At 44.8% G+C, this 19,449-nt stretch carries 12 protein-coding genes; 8 read left to right on the forward strand and 4 right to left on the reverse strand.

Features of this window, described 5'->3' with window-relative positions; genetic code table 11:
- Positions 1-3 precede the first annotated feature (3 nt).
- From MHH89_RS06635 to MHH89_RS06670, 8 genes are all read left to right on the forward strand, one after another.
- Entirely contained in the window at positions 4-1,215 is a 1,212-nt protein-coding gene (locus tag MHH89_RS06635) for an FAD-dependent monooxygenase (RefSeq protein ID WP_076184978.1), read from the forward strand.
- Between the two features lie 142 nt (positions 1,216-1,357).
- Positions 1,358-3,100 (forward strand): sensor histidine kinase, encoded by a 1,743-nt coding sequence (locus MHH89_RS06640; protein ID WP_341086653.1) that lies wholly within the window; start codon positions 1,358-1,360, stop codon positions 3,098-3,100.
- Positions 3,016-4,692, forward strand: coding sequence for a response regulator (locus MHH89_RS06645; RefSeq protein WP_340396634.1), 1,677 nt, complete (start codon positions 3,016-3,018; stop codon positions 4,690-4,692). Before MHH89_RS06640 ends, MHH89_RS06645 begins: the two co-directional genes overlap by 85 nt.
- A complete protein-coding gene (locus tag MHH89_RS06650; protein WP_076302101.1) occupies positions 4,689-6,431 on the forward strand; it encodes an extracellular solute-binding protein in 1,743 nt (580 codons plus the stop codon). The genes MHH89_RS06645 and MHH89_RS06650 overlap by 4 nt, the downstream gene beginning before the upstream one ends.
- 227 nt (positions 6,432-6,658) lie before the next feature.
- Positions 6,659-10,009, forward strand: coding sequence for a glycoside hydrolase family 9 protein (locus MHH89_RS06655; protein ID WP_341086654.1), 3,351 nt, complete (start codon positions 6,659-6,661; stop codon positions 10,007-10,009).
- Positions 10,010-10,130: 121 nt separating this feature from the next.
- Positions 10,131-11,090 (forward strand): ABC transporter permease, encoded by a 960-nt coding sequence (locus tag MHH89_RS06660; protein ID WP_038574490.1) that lies wholly within the window; start codon positions 10,131-10,133, stop codon positions 11,088-11,090.
- 13 nt (positions 11,091-11,103) lie between these two features.
- Entirely contained in the window at positions 11,104-12,039 is a 936-nt protein-coding gene (locus MHH89_RS06665) for a carbohydrate ABC transporter permease (RefSeq protein WP_081383287.1), read from the forward strand.
- Between the two features lie 90 nt (positions 12,040-12,129).
- Positions 12,130-13,692: an ABC transporter substrate-binding protein gene (locus tag MHH89_RS06670; RefSeq protein WP_076130604.1), complete on the forward strand. Its 1,563-nt coding sequence runs from the start codon at positions 12,130-12,132 to the stop codon at positions 13,690-13,692.
- 102 nt (positions 13,693-13,794) lie between these two features.
- On the opposite strand, the gene MHH89_RS06675 is transcribed toward MHH89_RS06670, so the two are convergent.
- The 4 genes from MHH89_RS06675 to MHH89_RS06690 all read right to left on the reverse strand — a co-directional run bounded on the left by MHH89_RS06675 (position 13,795) and on the right by MHH89_RS06690 (position 19,152).
- Positions 13,795-15,555, reverse strand: coding sequence for an ABC transporter ATP-binding protein (locus MHH89_RS06675; protein ID WP_036677200.1), 1,761 nt, complete (start codon positions 15,553-15,555; stop codon positions 13,795-13,797).
- Positions 15,555-17,306: an ABC transporter ATP-binding protein gene (locus tag MHH89_RS06680; protein ID WP_341086655.1), complete on the reverse strand. Its 1,752-nt coding sequence runs from the start codon at positions 17,304-17,306 to the stop codon at positions 15,555-15,557. Before MHH89_RS06680 ends, MHH89_RS06675 begins: the two co-directional genes overlap by 1 nt.
- 119 nt (positions 17,307-17,425) lie before the next feature.
- Positions 17,426-18,481 (reverse strand): HAMP domain-containing sensor histidine kinase, encoded by a 1,056-nt coding sequence (locus MHH89_RS06685; RefSeq protein ID WP_081383288.1) that lies wholly within the window; start codon positions 18,479-18,481, stop codon positions 17,426-17,428.
- Positions 18,478-19,152 carry a response regulator transcription factor gene (locus MHH89_RS06690; RefSeq protein ID WP_036677195.1) on the reverse strand — a complete coding sequence of 225 codons (675 nt, stop codon included), beginning with the start codon at positions 19,150-19,152 and terminating at the stop codon, positions 18,478-18,480. The genes MHH89_RS06685 and MHH89_RS06690 overlap by 4 nt, the downstream gene beginning before the upstream one ends.
- Between the last annotated feature and the right edge of the window lie 297 nt (positions 19,153-19,449).

Genomic DNA, 19,449 nt, shown 5'->3' on the forward strand with positions numbered 1-19,449 from the left:
GGAATGAATAAAGAAACGGAGATTTGCATTGTTGGTGGTGGACCTTCTGGTCTCTTTCTAGGGCTGCTGTTAGCCAAAAACGGAATTAGAGTTACCGTACTGGAAAGTCAAACAAGCTTTAATCGCAAGTTCAGAGGAGAAGTTCTTCAGCCTCGATTTGTAAGGCTCATGAAAGAGTTGAATCTGGAACAGCGTCTTGAAAAGTATGAGCATATAAAATTATTTAATGCTGAAATATGGAATAATAAGAAATATATCACTCAAATTGATTATGAAAAAGAAATGCCGGAGGGACCTTACGCAATTAAAATAAAACAATCCGTCCTGTTAACTTTTCTTTATGATCTGGCAAAGGATTATAGTAATTTTGAGCTCATTTTTAACGCAAAGGTCACTTCAACTATTAAAAGTGCAAATCGAACAGTCGGAGTAAACGCCTTAGTAGATGGACAAATGACTGCGATCCATGCTTCTTTAGTAGTCGGAGCGGATGGACGGATGTCCACGGTTAGGAAGACAAGCGATTTTTCTTTTAAGTATAAAAAAGAAGATTTTGATTTAATCTGGTGCAAAATATCGACTAATGAGTTCAAGCTAAATCAAAAACTCCTTTTCAGATTGTCTGATTTTAGTAACTTCATCGGGCTTCCTTATTCCTCTGATTGTGTGCAGATAGGTTTTACAATGAAGAAAGACCAATGGAATTCCATAAAAAGCAAAGGCATCGAACCATTAAAGCTTGAATTCATAAAGGCCTTTCCCGAGCTTAAAGAAGACATTGAAAAGATCATTGATTTCAAATCGTTTGTTTCTATCCAATCAGAGACTTTCATGGTGGACAATTGGCATAATAAGGGTTGTATTCTAATCGGTGATTCTGCACATTGTTCCTCACCACTCGGAGCTATCGGATTGTCCTTGGCTTTTGAAACAGCGCTGGTCGCTGCTGAACTTATTGTTGCATCAAAATTAGAGCCAAATCATGAATACAAGTGTTTAGATCGTTTGCAGCCCATTCGTAATCGGGAAATTCGTTTTGTGCATTTTGCTCAACAGTTGATAATCAGCATGACCGTTAAATCCCCTAAAGGGGTTAAAAAATTCTCGCTAGCCTGCATGAAACTGATGGGAAATAGCAGGATCGCAAGATATTTAATGCGGAGATTCTTTTTGGGGAGTCCTAAAATAACGGTTGATAATGCCTTCAAATTTTAACGAAGCCTCATTCCTAAGTAGAGTTCATTGGGAATGAGGTTATTTTAATTTGTTGAAACGCAAAGAATTTGTATAGAAAACGCTTTCTATCCATTGTAAAATACAGGTTGAGGTGTAATTACAAAACAAGGATGGAAATCCCATGCGGATCAAATTTAATATTTTTCAGAAAATGTTATTGTTGTTGCTGATTCTGCTAACTCCGGTCGTGGCGCTGTACTATTATTCTACCTCTAAGAGCATCAACGTCATACAGGAGGAGCTTATCAAAGCCAGCCTGAACCGGATGGAGCTTTTCGTGGCACAACTGGATGCCAGCATTGAGAAGTTCGACTTAGTCTCCGCACCTATGCTCGTTGACACGAACGTGCTGGAGTACCTTTACAACCTCAACATGAGCGATTATTCCCTAATGAAGACAAGGCTGCTGATCCAAGAGAAGCTGTCGCTGGCCAGCGCATCGGGCAACTGGCGCAATGACGTGACCGTCTATTTCCCGCAACGAGACGATAGTATTTCTTCTTCCCCCTCCTATGAATATGACCTTAAAGAGTTTGAAAGCCGATTTTCGCTAGGGTGGAGCTACAGCGAAGATTTGGAGATTGGCTACGGTTTTACTCGAACTTATGTCACTACGGGTTACAAACCAGCCCGTCCGGACGATCTGGATGTTGCCGTTCGCATTAACCTCTACAAGTGGAGCTTCGAAAATTTGCTTGATACCTACAAATCTGGTCACTCTGACAACCCGTTTTTTTACAAAGAAGGACATGCCATCATCGCCAGCCGAACCGCAGATGGCCCCAAGATGGACCAAATTATCACGGAATTAGGCGACAGGATCAATAGCCGGAATTCAAGTTTTTTAATTCATTCCTTCGACGGCAGGCCTTATCTGATTACCTATTATTATTCCAATATTCTTGAGTGGCATCTCGTCGATTCTGTTCCACTTAACCAGATTATCGGACCTATCAAGCAACAGAGGTTATTATTTGGAGCTTCTTCGATTATTTTGCTCCTATCCTGTATTACCGCCGCGTCTGCTTTGTACTGGAACGTACATCGACCTATCTTCCAACTTGTGCGTGCGGTGCAGCGGATTAAGGAAGGCGATTACGCGTACCGGCTACCGAAGAAATCAAACAATGAATTCACGTTCCTGATGCAGAACTTTAACGAGATGGCGACGCAGATCCAAGATCTCATCGAGAATGTCCTACAATCGCGTATCCTTGCGCGTGATGCCACGCTAAAACAGCTACAAGCACAGATCCATCCTCATTTTCTGTACAATTGTTTGGGTTTCATCATTAATATGACCAAGATGGGAAAGAATCGGGCTGTTATAGACATGGCGTATCATTTGGCCGACTATTACCGGTATACGACGCGAATGGATAATCAAGGAGTCAGCCTGGGTGAAGAACTGGCGTTCGTGCGCATTCACCTCGAGATTCTTCGGCTTCGCAATGAGACACTGTCCTACAGCATCGAACTGCCTGAAGAGTTGGCGGAGCTGCGAATTCCCCGGCTTCTTATCCAACCAATCGTGGAGAATGCGATCGTGCATGGACTTGAGAACGTCGAATATCCAGGCCGGGTTGAAATTAGAGTTTACGTCAATGAAGACCTATTGCACTTGGAAGTGGAGGATAACGGAAAAGGATTAAATAAAGAACGGATGGACCAACTGCAAATGGAGCTTCATATTCCGGCCAGCGAATATGCAGGCTGCGGTCTTTGGAACGTATATCAAAGACTGCAAGGCAACTTCGGTTCAGACGCTCAAATTGGGTTTTGCCCGTCCAGACTGGGTGGTCTAAACGTGAGGCTGATTTGGAGACAGGGGATGAAAGAAGAAACGAAGGAGGAAGAGCATTGAATAGCCTGCTTGTAGTTGATGACGAGAAACATTATGCGGACAGTCTGGCAGATACGATTCCATGGGCGACACTTGGTATCTCCCGCGTTTGGAAGGCTTACAGCGCGAGCGAGGCACTTGCTCTGATAGACTCCTTCCCCATTGACATCCTTATGACGGATATCCGTATGCCGCGCATGAACGGCCTGGAACTGATCGAACAGGCCAGGCTTCGTATTCCAGGGCTGAAGTGCCTGCTGCTCACAGGTTATGCGGACTTCGATTACGCCCGAAAAGCGATTGAGCTGCAAGCGCTCGATTACCTGATGAAGCCCGCGAAGGACGAGCAGCTACTTACGGCAATGGGCCGGATCATTAAACAGCTTGAGCAGGAGCGATCAATCGAACAGGGCTTCCGTATCTACCGAGACAATAGTGCAGAACTGAAAGCAGGGTTGTTGCTCAAAGTACTCAGCGGAAATCTAAATGGCAAGGTTCTTGCAGAGAAGTTAAAGCTGTTTGACCTCCCTCTTCCGATACCAGGTCACGTCTCAATGTGCCTTGTCCGGTTGGGTTCCCCTTTCGACGGACAAGATCTCTATTCGCAGTCACTGATCCGGTTCGCGGTAACAAACATGCTGGAAGAATTGCTGATGGACCGCTATGACTGCTGGTCGGCTACGGATGATGAAGGAAACCTGCTCGCTCTGGTATACGACCTATCAGGAGCACCACCCGATCCGGAATGGGTGCTTGAGCGGATAGAGCGATTAAAGCAAGAAGTACAGCGTTTGCTTAAAGGTGAAATTTCTGTAGGAGAAACCGACTGTCTATTCCCGGAAGAACTGCAAGCTAGTTATATGACAGCTAAATCGCGATTGGATAGTGACAGTTTTTCGGGTGGGCAGGTGCCAGAGCGGAATGAAGAGGAAGCGCGTCTTATGCGCAAGCTCTATGAAACGCCTCTGCTGACACATCTTTTGGAAACGGAGCAATGGGAAGCGGCGGAAGCTAAGATCCGAGCGTTCGTGTCACCGCTTATGCATACGGGTTCACCTTACCTCATGCGCGACGTCTTTTTCTTTCTCTCCAATGCCTTCCAGTATATCGCGAATCGCAGTGGCAGGACGCTGGCCCAAATGCTCACTCCTGAGCAATCGGCTTTCGTTAAAGGAAAAGCAATGCTGCACGCGTCGCAGCTGGAAAGCTGGGCGCTCGACTTACTACGCACACTTCGCGATAAGCTAGGGGAGGAGACCGAGGACCACAGCCAGGTGATCGTCCGGAAGACGCAACTCTACATCCAGAAGGAGCTGGACAAGGACTTGTCACTTACTTTGCTGGCCAAACGCGTCTTCGTACATCCTAACCATCTGTCAAAAATCTTTAAGCAGTGCACAGGCACTACCGTATCCCAATATATTTACGAGCAGCGTATGCTCAAAGCCTGCGAGATGCTCAAGCATACAAATAATAAAATCTACCATATTGGTGAAAGCATTGGCTATCCCAATACTAACTGGTTTATTCGGAAATTCCGTGACTATTATCAGGTGACGCCCCAGGAATTCAGGGACAGATACCGATCGGGAATGGAGGGATTGGGCCGGTGAAGAAGCAAAAAAGAAAGGCCATCTTTCTATGGGCAGTTCTGAGCGGAGTGCTGCTAGTTTCCGGCTGTTTAAGTAGCACAGGGAAAACGGCACAGAACAGTACATCCAATGGGGAAAAGAAGCCGGTATGGGACTTTAAATACGATCCGCCTATAACGATCACAACAGGAATCGTAGACGAGAATCGGCCTAACGCATTCAAGCCAGATGAGAGCCTTACTGACAACGTGCATACCCGCTGGATGGAAGATAATCTGGGAATCGTCACGAAGTTTGATTGGATTGTCAGCAAGTTCGAAGATGCAGATACCAAAATTCGGCTCGCGCTGGCTGTGAATGGCAAGCTGCCGGACACCCTTAGCGCAGAAGGAGACATCCTGAAGTATCTGCTCAAAGCCGACAAGTTGCTTCCGCTGGATGATGCCATCGAGAAGTATGCTCATCCTAAGCTAAAAGAAGCGCTGGAGAAGTACGCTTATACCATGGCAGAAGTGACCAAAGACGGCAAGATATATGGACTTCCCCGTTTTAGTGCAGGAGATGAGGGAACGGTCATGTGGATCCGTAAGGATTGGCTTGAGAAACTGTCGCTGAACCCGCCTACGACGATAAGTGAGTTGGAGAATGTGCTGAAGGCATTTTCTGAACAAGATCCTAATGGGAATGGCGAAGATGACGAAGTTGGTCTAGCGGTTCCGCTGAAGGAAGGTCCCTGGAGCTGGATGGGGCAGACAGATGCGATTGCCGGAGCTTTTTCAAGGCAGATGATTAGCACGTCTGACATCAAACTGTTCTGGAATGAAGACGAGAAGGGCAGCTTGATCTTTGGCGCCGTACACCCGGATGCTAAGAAATACCTGGAAACGATGGCATCCTGGATGGCGAAGGGCTATATGGACAGGGATGCAGGCATGCAGGACCCGAGCCAAGCGTCCGAACTGGCGGTTAACGGAATGGCCGGTGTCATGTTCGGCCCGTTTTGGATGGGAGCCTGGCCGCTCGGCGATACAGTGAAGGTCGATCCCGAAGCGGCTTGGCAGGCTTACCCCCTTCCTGCCGGACCAGATGGGTTAAAGGGCAAGGCACAAAAGCCGTTGTACGGTATCTACACGGTGTTCAGCAAGGATTTCACGAATATGGAAGCCTGGTTCGCTTATTATAACAAATTGCTTGCCAAAAATTTCGGCCCGGATGACCCGTACTTCGATCCCCGATTCGCAAAAGGGTTTCACGAAGGTTACGATTATGTGATCATGAACGACAAGGTCATTACTGTCAATTTCGCGACTGAAGGCGTGCCAAATGATAAGTGGCCGCTTGCGGACGGGTCTTCAATGGATATGCGCTGGATGCTCTATCCGCTGACAGGTGGCGCTCCAGCCTTGCCTTATATGAATGCGGATGCAATCAGAAAATTATCTGAAAATTCGGAAGCCATAGTGACGACGCCGATCGAACAAGCCATTAAAGGTTTAAATTCGGCTCAACTTACGGCGGCTGGGGTGGCGATTGCCGAGCAGGGACTCGAAATCCCAAACCGATACCACGGACCTTTAACGGACGGGATGGAGAAACACGGAGTGTTCCTGCAGAAACTCGCAACGGAGAGTTATCTGAGCATCATTTATGGCGAGAAGCCGATCTCCTACTTTGATGAGTTCGTAGCCCAATTTTACAAGAATGGCGGCGACGTAATCACGAGAGAAGTAAATAATTGGTACATGGAAAACAAGCCATAATATTGTGGCTTGTTTTCTTCTATGTTCCGTTATTTCTTCTATATAACAGGATTAACTTCGTGAATTAAAATGATTTTATTAGAAAGCGTTTTCAAAAAAAGAGGTGATGGTATACGAAGTTAATCATAGAGTAACTCTCACTAACTAAGTGTAAACTTTCGAACTGATTTTTGTATGAAGCGGAGCGAAGCAGTTTATGCTCACAAAACTTTTTAGGAGGAGAGGTAATGAGGAAAAAAGTAAGCGTGTTTCTGGCATTAACTATGTTTGTGACTATCTTTTTTTCAAATCCGATCAAGACTAATGCGGCAACCCCAGAAGCGCCTGCAGGGTGGAGAGACTTACTAGATTACCAAATATTCAGTAATATATCCGACGGCTGGGCAGGAGATAGCGGGTTTGGATTGGAGACGGAGAACAGCAAGCTTCCCATTGATTCTACAGCAATGTACAATGGATTGCCTTCATTATTGTTGAATGCGAAGACGCCTACCAGTCCTTCCTGGTACAACGCTTTAATTACGGTTGCCGGCTGGAAAGCATATGACTTTACCTCTTATCATCCAAATGGATTCCTTGAGTTTAATATCAAAGGAAATGCGGGCGGAGAGTCCTTTTTACTGGGCTTCAAAGACCGGGTATTCGAAAGAGCTGCCGGCAATGAAATTACCACTACTGTAAACATTAACAACTACGTCAACATTTCTACAAGTTGGACCCATGTGAAGATCCCGTTAAAGGATCTAATTCAGGTCTCCCAAGGAATTGATGTATCTTCCATAGATGCATTATCCATCAAGAATAATGGTTTTCAACCTTTAAAAGTGTGGCTTAATGACATTAGGGTTACGTCTCCCGATAAGGAGAAAGAGTACGCCCCCATCAAGGTTAATCAATTAGGATATCCCGTAGATGGAGTAAAGCAAGCGCTTGTAACCGGTTTTGAGGATGTGCTCGCGGTCGATGCAGGTACTCCGTTTAACATTATTAACGCCACAAATAATTCGACAGCTTACTCCGGAACGCTTGTACTCACCAAAAATTATGATGCTATCGATAGCGGGGAGCGTATTTTTACCGCCGATTTCACAAATTTAACGATTCCGGGAAAATATTATGTTTCAGTGCAGGGTCTCCAGAATTCGCCCAAGTTCACGATCGGCGAAGCTAACGAAATCTATGAACCCTTTTTAAATGACGTAACAAGATACTTCTATTACCAGAGAACCGGGATTAATATTACCAGCCCATACACTCAAAATTATCAAAGAACAGATTTTACCCCTGACACCGCAGTGCCTTTAATGTCTAACCCTTCCATCAAAAAAGATGTTTCCAAGGGATGGTACGATGCGGGTGATAAAGGCAAGTACGTTAACGCAGGAGCCAAAGCCTTGTCGGATCTCTTCTGGGCCTATGAAATGATGCCGGAGAAATTTACAGACAATCAATTTAATATTCCTGAGAGCGGTAACGGCATTCCCGACATCCTGGATGAGGCAAGGTGGGAACTGGAATGGATGCTCAAAATGCAGGATGCTGCAACTGGCGGTTTCTATGCTCGAGTGACCTTTCAGGATGATGACAATATGGTAGACAGAGAAATTATCGATAAGGATACGGTAAGCTCGCGGACTGATATCAAAACGACCGCCGATACAGCTACCGCAGCCGGTGTATTGGCACATGCCTACTTAATTTATCAGAATATTGATCCGGCTTTTGCCCAAAGTTGCTTGGATGCGGCAATAGACGCATGGGGGTACCTGGAAGCACATCCGGAAAATATTCGGACGCCTAACACGGGCAGATGGCCTTACGATGTGACGGATGACGCTTCGAATCGTCTGTGGGCTGCAGGCTCCCTGTACCGATCGACCGGCGATGCCGAATACAATGATTATTTCCTGGCGAATTACACCGATATGGGAATATTTTTTGAGGATACCCTTGATTTCGCCAGTGGTTGGGCAAACACCTGGAATACAGGCTTCTTCAGTTATCTGAAAGCCGCTAATCCGGACTCCGGAGTCTTAAGCTGGTATTCGGATAAATTCCAGCAATGGTTCAATGACAAAGTGAGCAGATATAACGATAGCCCTTGGAAAAGCATCATAAAAGATGGTAACTACTATTGGGGAATCACTATGCAGGTTGCGGACACACCGATGGAAATGATCATCGGTACGAAGTTACTGGGAACTTTTGAGAGCAACCGCGCTATCATTAATGAGATTAACAATAGTCAGTTAGACTGGATTCTTGGCCAGAACCCGGTAGGCGTATCTTTTGTATCAGGTTACGGCGATAACAGCGTGAAATATCCGTTCAGCATCATGTATAGAACAGATGGATTACCTGGTGTACCTAAGGGATATCTTGTCGGAGGACCGAATAAATACTCCAACGACATAACCGTAGGAAACCAGATATCAAGATTTGCAGCCAAAAACTATACCGATAACTTCCAAGAATGGACTACAAATGAACATACCGTTTATTGGAATTCAGGGTTGGTATTCATTGCCGCATTTGCAACCGGAAATAGCAGCAACTCGACCATTAGTCCAACGACTGCTGCCTTTGATAAGAAAACAGCAAATCAAGCTGATATTCCGGTGACTCTAACGTTGAACGGCAACACGCTCACCGACATTAAGAACGGTACGACATCTCTCGTTGTGGACACGGACTATACCGTTTCGGGCAACACGGTCACTCTACACAAGAGCTATCTCGCGCAGCAGCCAATCGGCAAGGCGAACCTCACTTTCCTGTTTAACGCCGGTTCATCTGCTACGCTATCCGTTGCTGTGAACGATTCGTCGGTTATTAACTCAACGATCAGTCCGACGACCGCTGCCTTTGACAAGCAAACCGCGAATCAGACCGATATTCCGGTGACCTTGACGCTGAACGATAACACACTCATCGGCATTAATAATGGCACGACTGCCCTAGTTGCTGGTACGGACTACACCGTATCAGGTACGACAGTGACGATTCAGAAGGCATATCTGGCTGCCCAACCGGTGGGAACAACGACGCTGACGTTCAACTTTAGCGCAGGAGTAAGTGCGAATCTTGAGGTCTCCGTGGTCGATACCCCCACTGCCGAAAGTGGTTCTATCAAAGTGCAGCAGTATAATTCTCCTGTTACGGCAACGAGCAATTCGTTGAGCCCTCGGATAAAGCTGAAGAACACCGGTACCACTGCCATCAATCTGTCCGACGTGAAGCTTCATTATTATTACACGATCGATGGGGAGAAGGACCAGAATTTCTGGTGCGATTGGTCCACTGTCGGCAGTAGCAACGTAACTGGCGACTTCGTCAAGTTGCCGGCTCCTTTGACAGGAGCTGATCATTATCTGGAAATCGGCTTTAGGAGCGGAGCCGGAAGTTTGGCAGCTGGAGCCAGCATTGAGCTTCAGATCCGCGTGAACAAGACCGATTGGACGAACTACACGCAGACGGGAGATTACTCCTTCGATCCGACCGATTCGACTTACACCGATTGGAGCCATACAACTGGCTATATCGCAGGCGCTCTTCAGTGGGGAACAGAACCTCAATAAGTAACGTCACAATTGACGTTACGGCTCAATAGTGAAAACCTGAACTCCCCATTACCGCCTAAACAACGGTGTGGGGAGTGTGTAAGACAGTGAAAGGAGTGCAACAACTCTATTGAAAGCTATGCCGCTTCCTACAAATAGGAAACCAATACGTACTGTACGTAATTTTTCCATCGTGAAGAATCTTCGTACTTACTGGATGTTCTACGCAATGATGCTGCCGGGAATCGTTCTGCTTGTAATAAATAACTACATCCCTTTGTTCGGGATCGTTATTGCCTTTAAAACAATCAATTACCAGGACGGAATCCTGGGAAGCCCATGGACAGGGATGAAGAATTTCGAATATCTGTTTGCCTCGAAGGATTCGTACATCATCATTCGCAACACATTGCTTTATAATTCGCTGTTTATTGTATTGAACATGGCGCTTCCTCTAGGGTTCGCCTTGATGCTTAATGAGATGAAGAACCGCTTCCTCTCGAAGCTACACCAAACGATCATGTTCCTGCCATACTTCCTGTCGATGATCGTCATCTCGTACTTAGTATATGGGTTCATGAGCGACGAGCGAGGATACTTCAACGGCACGTTGCTGCCGGCTCTTGGTCTTGATTCCGTACGCTGGTACTTCACGAAAGAAGTGTGGCCGATCGTTTTGCCGATCATTAACACGTGGAAGAACATGGGGTACTACACGGTTGTGTATATGGCAGCAATCATTGGTATCGACGAGGAGTACTACGAAGCCGCGACAATTGATGGGGCAAACAAGTGGCAGCAGATCAAGAAAATCACGATTCCCTTGATCATGCCTGTCCTCACGATTATGACTTTGCTGCAGGTTGGCCGGATCTTCAATGCCGACTTTGGCCTATTCTTTCAAGTGCCACGTGAATCGGGGGCATTGTTCCCTGTGACAAACGTTATCGATACCTATGTCTACCGCACCTTCCTGACCGTTGGGGATATCGGACTTTCCTCAGCAGCAGGCCTGTTCCAATCAGTCGTTGGTTTCATCTTGGTTTTTGTATCTAATTGGGTCGTTCGCCGCTTTAACCGCGAGAACGCGCTGTTCTAAGAGAGGAGCCCTTATGACCAATACAATGAGTAAATCCTTATCTGGGTCCAATCCAAAGAATCAGCTGTCAGGATGGGCGTCAACCCTCATCAACATCTTCTTTGTCATCTATTCGGCGCTCTGTATCCTACCGCTTTTGCTGATTCTTTCGGTATCGTTCTCCGATGAGCAGTCCGTTATGACACACGGATATCGATTTATGCCCGAAAATTTCAATCTGGCAGCCTATCGATTCCTAATGAAAGATATCAGTCAAATCGTTCATTCCTATGGAATCTCACTAACCGTCACGGTGATAGGTACGATACTAAGTGTCATCATAATAGCTCTGTATGCGTACCCCATTTCACGGAATAATTTTCCGCAGGCTAAGTATTTTACATTTTTTGTTTTTCTAACGATGCTGATTTCCGGCGGCTTAGTCCCTTGGTACTTGGTATACGTACAGATGCTGGAATTAAAAGATACACTTTGGGCACTGATCATGCCGCTGATCATGTCCGCATTCTGGGTACTGATCATGCGCACTTTCTTTAAGGAGACCGTACCTGAAGCTGTGCTGGAGTCAGCAAAAATAGATGGGGCAGGGGAGCTACGGATATTTATCCGAATTGTATTGCCATTATCTCTGCCGGTTCTGGCAACCGTTGCACTGTTCCAAACACTGACATACTGGAACGACTGGTTCCTAAGCCTAATGTTTATTACAGACAACCACAATATATCCGTGCAGTACTTTCTTTACAAGATGATGGTCAACATCCAGTACTTATCCAGTAACCCGAACGCGATGGCTGAAATTACCCGAGCTGGCGGAATGATCAACTTCCCAAGTGAAACCGTGCGTATGGCGATGGTGGTTGTAGGTGTTGGACCTATCGTATTTGCTTACCCGTTCTTCCAGAAATACTTTATCAGAGGCCTGACAGTAGGCTCCGTTAAAGGCTAAGATTGCCGATCACTTACGTGGGCACGGAAACGGCTAAAACCAGTATATGGTTTAGCATATCATTCTATTTTATGGGGGGATTACTTGAAAATGAAGGATACGAAAAGCAAGGCTTCACTGCTTCTCACACTGATGCTTATTTCAGCATTAGCCACTACGGCTTGCGGCAATTCAAACAACTCGAACAACGCTACACCAGATAATGCCGGAAAAGAAAGCGCCGCACCGAGCTCATCAGCGAACTCAACCACCGATAACACATCCAATGAGCCCTCGAAGCTGGAGCCTTATAAAATAAAGCTGGTCTACGAAGGAGCTCCACAGGCGGACGAGGCTATCGTCGAGGAAGCGCTGAACAAGATCTTGACCGAAAAAATCAACGCGACGGTAGATATCGCACCAATCGATTGGGGAGCATGGGATGATAAGACTAACCTCATCATCGCTTCTCGAGAGCCCGTAGACATTCTATTTACAGCCTCATGGAACGGGTATGCAAAGAACGTTGCCAAAGGTGCTTACTTAGATCTCGGTCCCTTGCTCGATCAGTATGGCCAGGGCATTAAGGATAGCTTAGATCCAGCTTTTCTCGATGGCTCCAAAATCGGCGGCAAAAATTATGCAGTCCCTACGAATAAAGAATTGGCATCGTCAGGGGGCATTGTGTACCGGAAGGATATCGCTGATGAACTCGGCATTGACATGAGTAAAGTGCAAAAGATCGAAGATTTAGATGCCGTTTATAAGATCGTTAAAGAGAAGAAGCCAACCATGTATCCGCTGTATACAACGGGTGGCACATTCGCCTCTCACTCCTTTGTGGAATTGGATTTTTTAGGTGATACGACGATACCTGGCGCTATCGATAAGAATGGCACGGAAGCGACAGTCAAACCGGCCGAAGAGTATCCACAATACTTAAATGCATTAAAAGTAACCCGTGATTTCTTCCAGAAGGGGTATCTTAACAAAGATGCGGCCACTTCCCAAACGTCATCCCTTGATGCTTATAAGACGGGCAATGTATTTTCCACTGTAGAGCCTCTTAAGCCAGGCAAAGCAGAAGAAATCGCATCCGCGACAGGACTTGATGGCAAGCTTGCACAAATTACTTTAACAGGTAAAACGGTCGCCACATCGGAGACTACCGGCGCCATGTTAGCCATCTCATCAACGTCTAAGAACCCGGAACGCGCCATGATGCTGATTAACCTGCTTCATACAGATCAAGAAATTATTAATCTGCTTAACTTCGGTATTGAAGGTACACACTTTACACTTAATGGTAATGTTATGACGCAGACGGAGAAGTCAGGACAGTACGCACCGGGCGTCGCTTGGGAGCTGGGAAATCAATTCCTGAACTATGTCTGGAGTTCGGAAGCTCCAGACAAGTGGGAGCAGTTCAAAAAGTTCAACGAAGGCGCTAAATCATCGCCGGCACTGGGCTTCACCTTTGACAGCGAGCCAGTCAAATCCGAAGTCGGAGCACTAGCAAACGTTCTAAGAGAATATCAAAAGATGCTTGAGACCGGCTCGGTTGATCTGGATAAAGAATTGCCGAAATTTATCGCCGCCCAAAAATCGGCCGGCCTAGATAAAGTCATTGCTGAAAAGCAAAAACAGCTTGATGAATTCCTTGCCAGTAGATGATATGTGTTCATAGCAAATAAAGGACCTACTCATTGTTCTGGATAAGAACAATGAGTAGGTCCTTTTGACTTTCGCTATATAATTCACAGTGTCAACTAGGCTTTAAGAGGCTTGGTCGAATTGGCTATTATAAAGCTCCGCATAAAAACCATTTTTGGCAAGTAGTTCTTCGTGGCTGCCGCTTTCCAGGATATCGCCTTCCTTCAGAACCAAAATCACATCGGCGTTCTTAATGGTTGAGAGTCTATGCGCAATAACAAAAGAGGTTCTTCCCTCCATGAGCTTATCCATTGCCTGCTGAATCAAGAGCTCTGTTCTTGTATCGACTGAGCTTGTAGCTTCATCGAGGATGAGCATTGGGGCATTTTTGAGCATCGCGCGGGCGATCGTAAGCTGTTGCTTTTGGCCCGTGGATAAATTAACTTTGTCATTTAGTATGGTATTGTAACCGGCACTTAAGGTCTGAATGAAATGATGCAAGCCTACCGACTTACAAGCATCTTCAACTTCTTTATCGGTTACACCTGTTTTGTTGTACACTAGATTTTCCCTGATAGTGCCCTCAAAAAGCCAGGTGTCCTGCAAGACCATACAGAATAGATCATGGATGTTTTCTCTTGTTAAGCTGCTGATGGGGGTATCATCAATATATATTTCTCCGCCCTTTAATTCATTAAACCGTATTAGAAGATTTATCAGTGTAGTTTTACCTGCGCCGGTAGGACCGACTATAGCAATTTTTTGCCCAGGCTTAATCTCTGCAGAAAAATCTTTAATCACAAGTTTATCTGAATTTTCATAAGCAAATTGCACATGTTCAAAATCAACTTTGCCCACAGCAGTTTTAAGATGTCTTTCTTTATGACTTTCATTGTCCATTTCGTCAGCATCGAGGAACTCAAAGACACGTTTGCTTGCCGCGGAAGCCGATTGCAGACTTTGTGCGGCTTGAGCAATCTGAGAGAGCGGTTGTGTAAAGTAACGGACATACAGTATAAAGGCTACAATGACCCCAAAGGATATCGTTCCGTTCATAGCAAGTACAGCACCAACTACACAAACGGCCACAAAACCTAGATTGCCTATAAACATCATAATCGGCATCATAAGACCGGAGAGGAACTGCGCTTTAAATGCACTATCTTTAAGATTCATATTCAGGGATTCAAATGTATTGCGCATTTGCGATTCACCATTGTAGGCTTTCACTACAGTATGTCCTGTATATACTTCCTCCACATGGCCATTGATTTTCCCTAAGTATTCTTGCTGACTTTGAAAATACTTTTGGGATTTTTTCATAATTGCCGCTATGAGGCCAAAGCCAATGATAGTTGCAACAACCGCCGTAATAGTCATGATCACATTTGTTTTGAACATCATGATGATGGATCCCGTAAAGAGGGCAAGGGCAGTTACCAGTGTGCCGACGCTTTGGTTTAAAGCTTGCCCGATCGTATCCACATCGTTGGTAACCCGGGACAGGATGTCACCGGTTGTAGAATTATTATAATAAGAGATCGGAAGTTTGTTCATTTTGCGTGAGAGATCGGCTCTTAAGTTTTTGGAGACCTTTTGCGTAACTGCGGACATAATTAATCCTTGTACCAAAGATAACACAGCGCTAAGGATATAGATAAATACAAGGAAAAGGCCGATAGAAGTTACTGCTTCCATATCAATTCCGGTGACGAGGCCGGCCGTGATCAAGTCTGTCATCTCCGAAAGCTTATCCGGTCCAAGCAGAGTCAGAACCGTACCGATTGCAGCACTAATAATAGCTATAAGAACTACAGGGATATATTTTCTGCAATAGTGGAGAAGTTTGCTCCACGTGTTGAGTTGCTCTTTGCTTTTGTTCATTAAGCTAGCTCCTCCTTTGAAAGTTGTGAGTAAGCAATCTCTTGGTAGACATCACAGGTCTGCATCAATTCATCATGTGTTCCCATGCCTGCCATTCGTCCGGCTTCCAGTACAATGATTTTGTCTGCATCTTTGATTGTACCGATCCGTTGGGCAACGATTAGTATCGTTGTACCGCTGGATTTTTTCTTCAATTCACTTCGCAATTTGCGATCCGTCTTATAATCAAGCGCTGAGAAGGAATCGTCGAAGATTAATATTTCAGGACGACGGGCAATGGCTCGGGCAATGGAAAGACGTTGTTTTTGACCGCCAGACAAGTTCGTACCGCCTTGAGAGACATGAGCCTCGTAGCTTCCTTCCATCTTTTCAACAAAATCTGAAGCTTGAGAGGTGTAAATGGCATCAACAACATCAGAGGACAGATCACTGCCATTATCGCCAAAAGCAACATTAGAGCTCACCGTGCCGCCAAACAAAATCGCTTTCTGAGATACATATCCCATTTTATTGCGCAGTGCAGTTTGCTCATATTGGTTAACATTAATACCATCCACCAACACTTCACCTGCTGTAGCATCATAAAAGCGAGGAATCAGGTTCACGACGGTACTTTTTCCGCATCCGGTTGAACCGATGAAGGCTACAGTTTCTCCTTTTTTCACCGTAAAGCTGATATCTTCAATAACGTATTCTTCTGCATCCGGATATTTAAAGCTGACATTTTTGAATTCGACCTCACCCAACCGATTTGCCTTGGAGGAAGTAAGTGATCCGTTCTCTAAGCTTGGCTTAGTATCCAGCACTTCATTGATTCTTTTAGCGGATACATGGGCACGAGGCATCAGGATAAAAATCATGATCAGCATCATGAATGCCATAACCACCTGCATTGCATAGGATGAGAAGACAATCATATCTGAAAATAAGCCCATCTTCGCCGTACCATTGGCATTTTGAATCAAAATAGCACCAATCCAATATATTGCGAGACTTAAACCGCTCATAATCAGAGAAATACTTGGCATCATCATGGACAGTACATTATTGGCGAATAAATTCGTTCGGGTAAGCTCGCTGTTGGCTACGCTAAATTTATCTTCCTGGTAACTTTCCGCATTATACGCACGAATGACACGAAGGCCGGTAAGATTCTCTCTTGCAACACGATTAAGATTATCAGTCAGTTGCTGCAATTTTTGGAATTTCGGAAGCACTAGCACGATCACTATGCCGACAATAAGAATCAATACCCCAATGGCGACACCGGTAGCAAGCGACCACTGCCAACTCTTGCCTGTAATTTTGAGCATTGCCCAAACGGCAAGGATGGGAGCCTTCACCAGCAGTTGCAGACCGATGACAATCAGCATTTGCACTTGTGTAATGTCATTTGTTGAACGGGTAATTAAACTAGCTGTAGAGAAGTTGTTGATTTCTTCCAAAGAGAAAGACTGTACCTTATCGAACAATTTGGAGCGTAATCTTGAAGAGAAGTTAGCGGCAATTTTAGCGGCGATCCCTGCCACTATAATTGATGTGGCTAAGCTGCCAAGGGCACAGAGCAACATCCAGCCTCCGGCTGCAATGATTTCGCTCATTTCACTCCCTGGTATCTGTACAAGACGAGTAATCTCGCTCATATAACCGGGCAATTCCAGATCCAGCCATACCTGTGTGACAATGAATAGGATGCTGATACCGATTAGGGCCCATTCCTTCGGTTTTAAGTACTTAAGTATAGTTACCATACATCTGACTCCTTTATGTGGCGTTGCTTAAATGATAACGAAAGAAGATAAACTGAAAGTTAACTTTTCTGAAAAATAAAAAAAACCTGAAAGAACGATGAGGTTCTCCAGGGCTCGTACTACATTCCAATCGGAATCGTAACTGTAAATGTGGTTCCTTGTAATGGAATGCTTTCGCAAGAAATGGTTCCATGGTGTAGATGAATGATTTTTTTAACAATTGCTAATCCAAGTCCATTGCCTGCAGTCGAGTGGGAAGTATCCTGCTGATAAAATTTATCGAATATCTTGGGAAGAGCCTCAGGATGAATACCGCTTCCGCAGTCATGAACTAGAATCACCAGGTTATCTTCGTTTTTCTTCATCTTAACTTCAATTTCACCATGCTCAGGAGTGAATTTGATCGCGTTATCCAATAAATTTAACCAAACTTGATTTAAAAGCTCTTTATTGCCGGAGAGTTCATAATCCTGAATATTAACATTCAGCTTCAGGTGCTTCTTCTCAAATTTGGCAGCCAGTAAAAGCACAGACTGGCGAATTTGTTCCCCAACATTAAACCGCATTTTGTTTGTCAGAATCTTTTGCGTCTCAACCTGCGTCAGCTCCAGTACATTCGAAGCAAGGGAGGCAAGTCTGGTCGATTCCTCAATGACAATATCTAGATATTCATCACGTTCCTCTTTAGTAAGATCATCATTCTTTAAGACTTCAGCAAACCCTTTAATAGATACAATCGGTGTTTTGAATTCATGGGAAAAATTGTTTACAAAATCAGTTCGCAGAATTTCGATACCCCCAAGCTCTTCAGCCATACGGTTAAAGTTCTCTGATAGAATTTCAAACTCTGGCGGGCTTTTGAGCTGGAGCCGCATGGAGAAGTCACCACTGGCAAGACGCTCTGTGGCCTCTATAAATATCCGGATGGATTTTACCATTTTCCGGCTTGTGATGGCTGATATCGTGGTACCGATAATTGTACAAGCGATTAATACCATTATGGGTAGTACGAATCCATCCTGGGCAAGCTCTTCGTTCAACAAACCAAAAACCTGTGCGAGAAAGAAGAGTAGTCCTGTAATCACAACGGTAATAAGAAAGATGAAAAATATGATAAGAGAAAAATAGATGGGAAGGCTGATTCTGTTGCTGAGCTTGTTACTTATTTTGCTCACTGGCTTCGCACCGCCTTGTATCCAAGACCTCTGACGGAAACCAGTTCAAACTCTGGATAAGCGTCAAACCGTTTCCGCAGGCGATTGATGTGCACATTAACGGTTGTATCCGTACTTTCACTTTCCATGCCCCATATCTCGTCCATAAGCTGGATGCGCGTGAAAATCCGTTCAGGATAGGACAACAACTTATACAACAAATAGAATTCTTTTTGCGGAAGCGTTTGTTTCTCGTCCTCCCGGGTTACTGTCAATGCGTCATAATCAAGGATCACTTTACCCACTACTAATTTACGGGCACTTGCGATTTGCGAACGGCGAAGCAGCGCTTGGATTCTGAGCAGCATTTCTTCGGTATCAATGGGTTTGGTCATATAATCATCAGTTCCAATCCGGAACCCCTTTTTCTTATCTTCAGGCAGCTGTTTTGCTGTAGCCATAAGAATGGGGACCAAGCTATCGGCATCTCTTACTTCCTTAGCGAATTCATAACCATCCATATTAGGCATCATGATATCCAGAATGATTAGATCAATATGCTGTGAATCAAGGACCTCCAAAGCTTTAACTCCGTCTTCAGCAGTTACAACATCATATCCTTCGCGTTTCAGAACAGCTTCAAGAAGTCTTCTTACATGCTTATCATCTTCAACTACGAGTATGTTAATCATTACTGTTCACTCCAATAGTAGGTTTGTATCCATTATTACCTGTTAGGATTTTGTTTTAAAGGGAGCAGAATCAATATTTATCTAATCTTAAGATTTGGTTTGAAATCCTTGTAGTCGATATAAAGTGACTCATACATAGGGAGGATTCAATGAAATGAGAGGAATAGGCAATGATTTAATACTATTATGATATCTGTTTTGTTAAAAATTATTGCATACTAAAATAGTACCCAAACTAATTTAGCTGGATTAACGTGCTGATCAATAATGCAGCTTACTTGAACGTTGAACTTTGAC

It is taken from the genome of Paenibacillus sp. FSL H7-0323, assembly GCF_038002725.1.
In the GTDB taxonomy this organism is placed as follows: Bacteria; Bacillota; Bacilli; order Paenibacillales; family Paenibacillaceae; genus Paenibacillus_AQ; species Paenibacillus_AQ odorifer.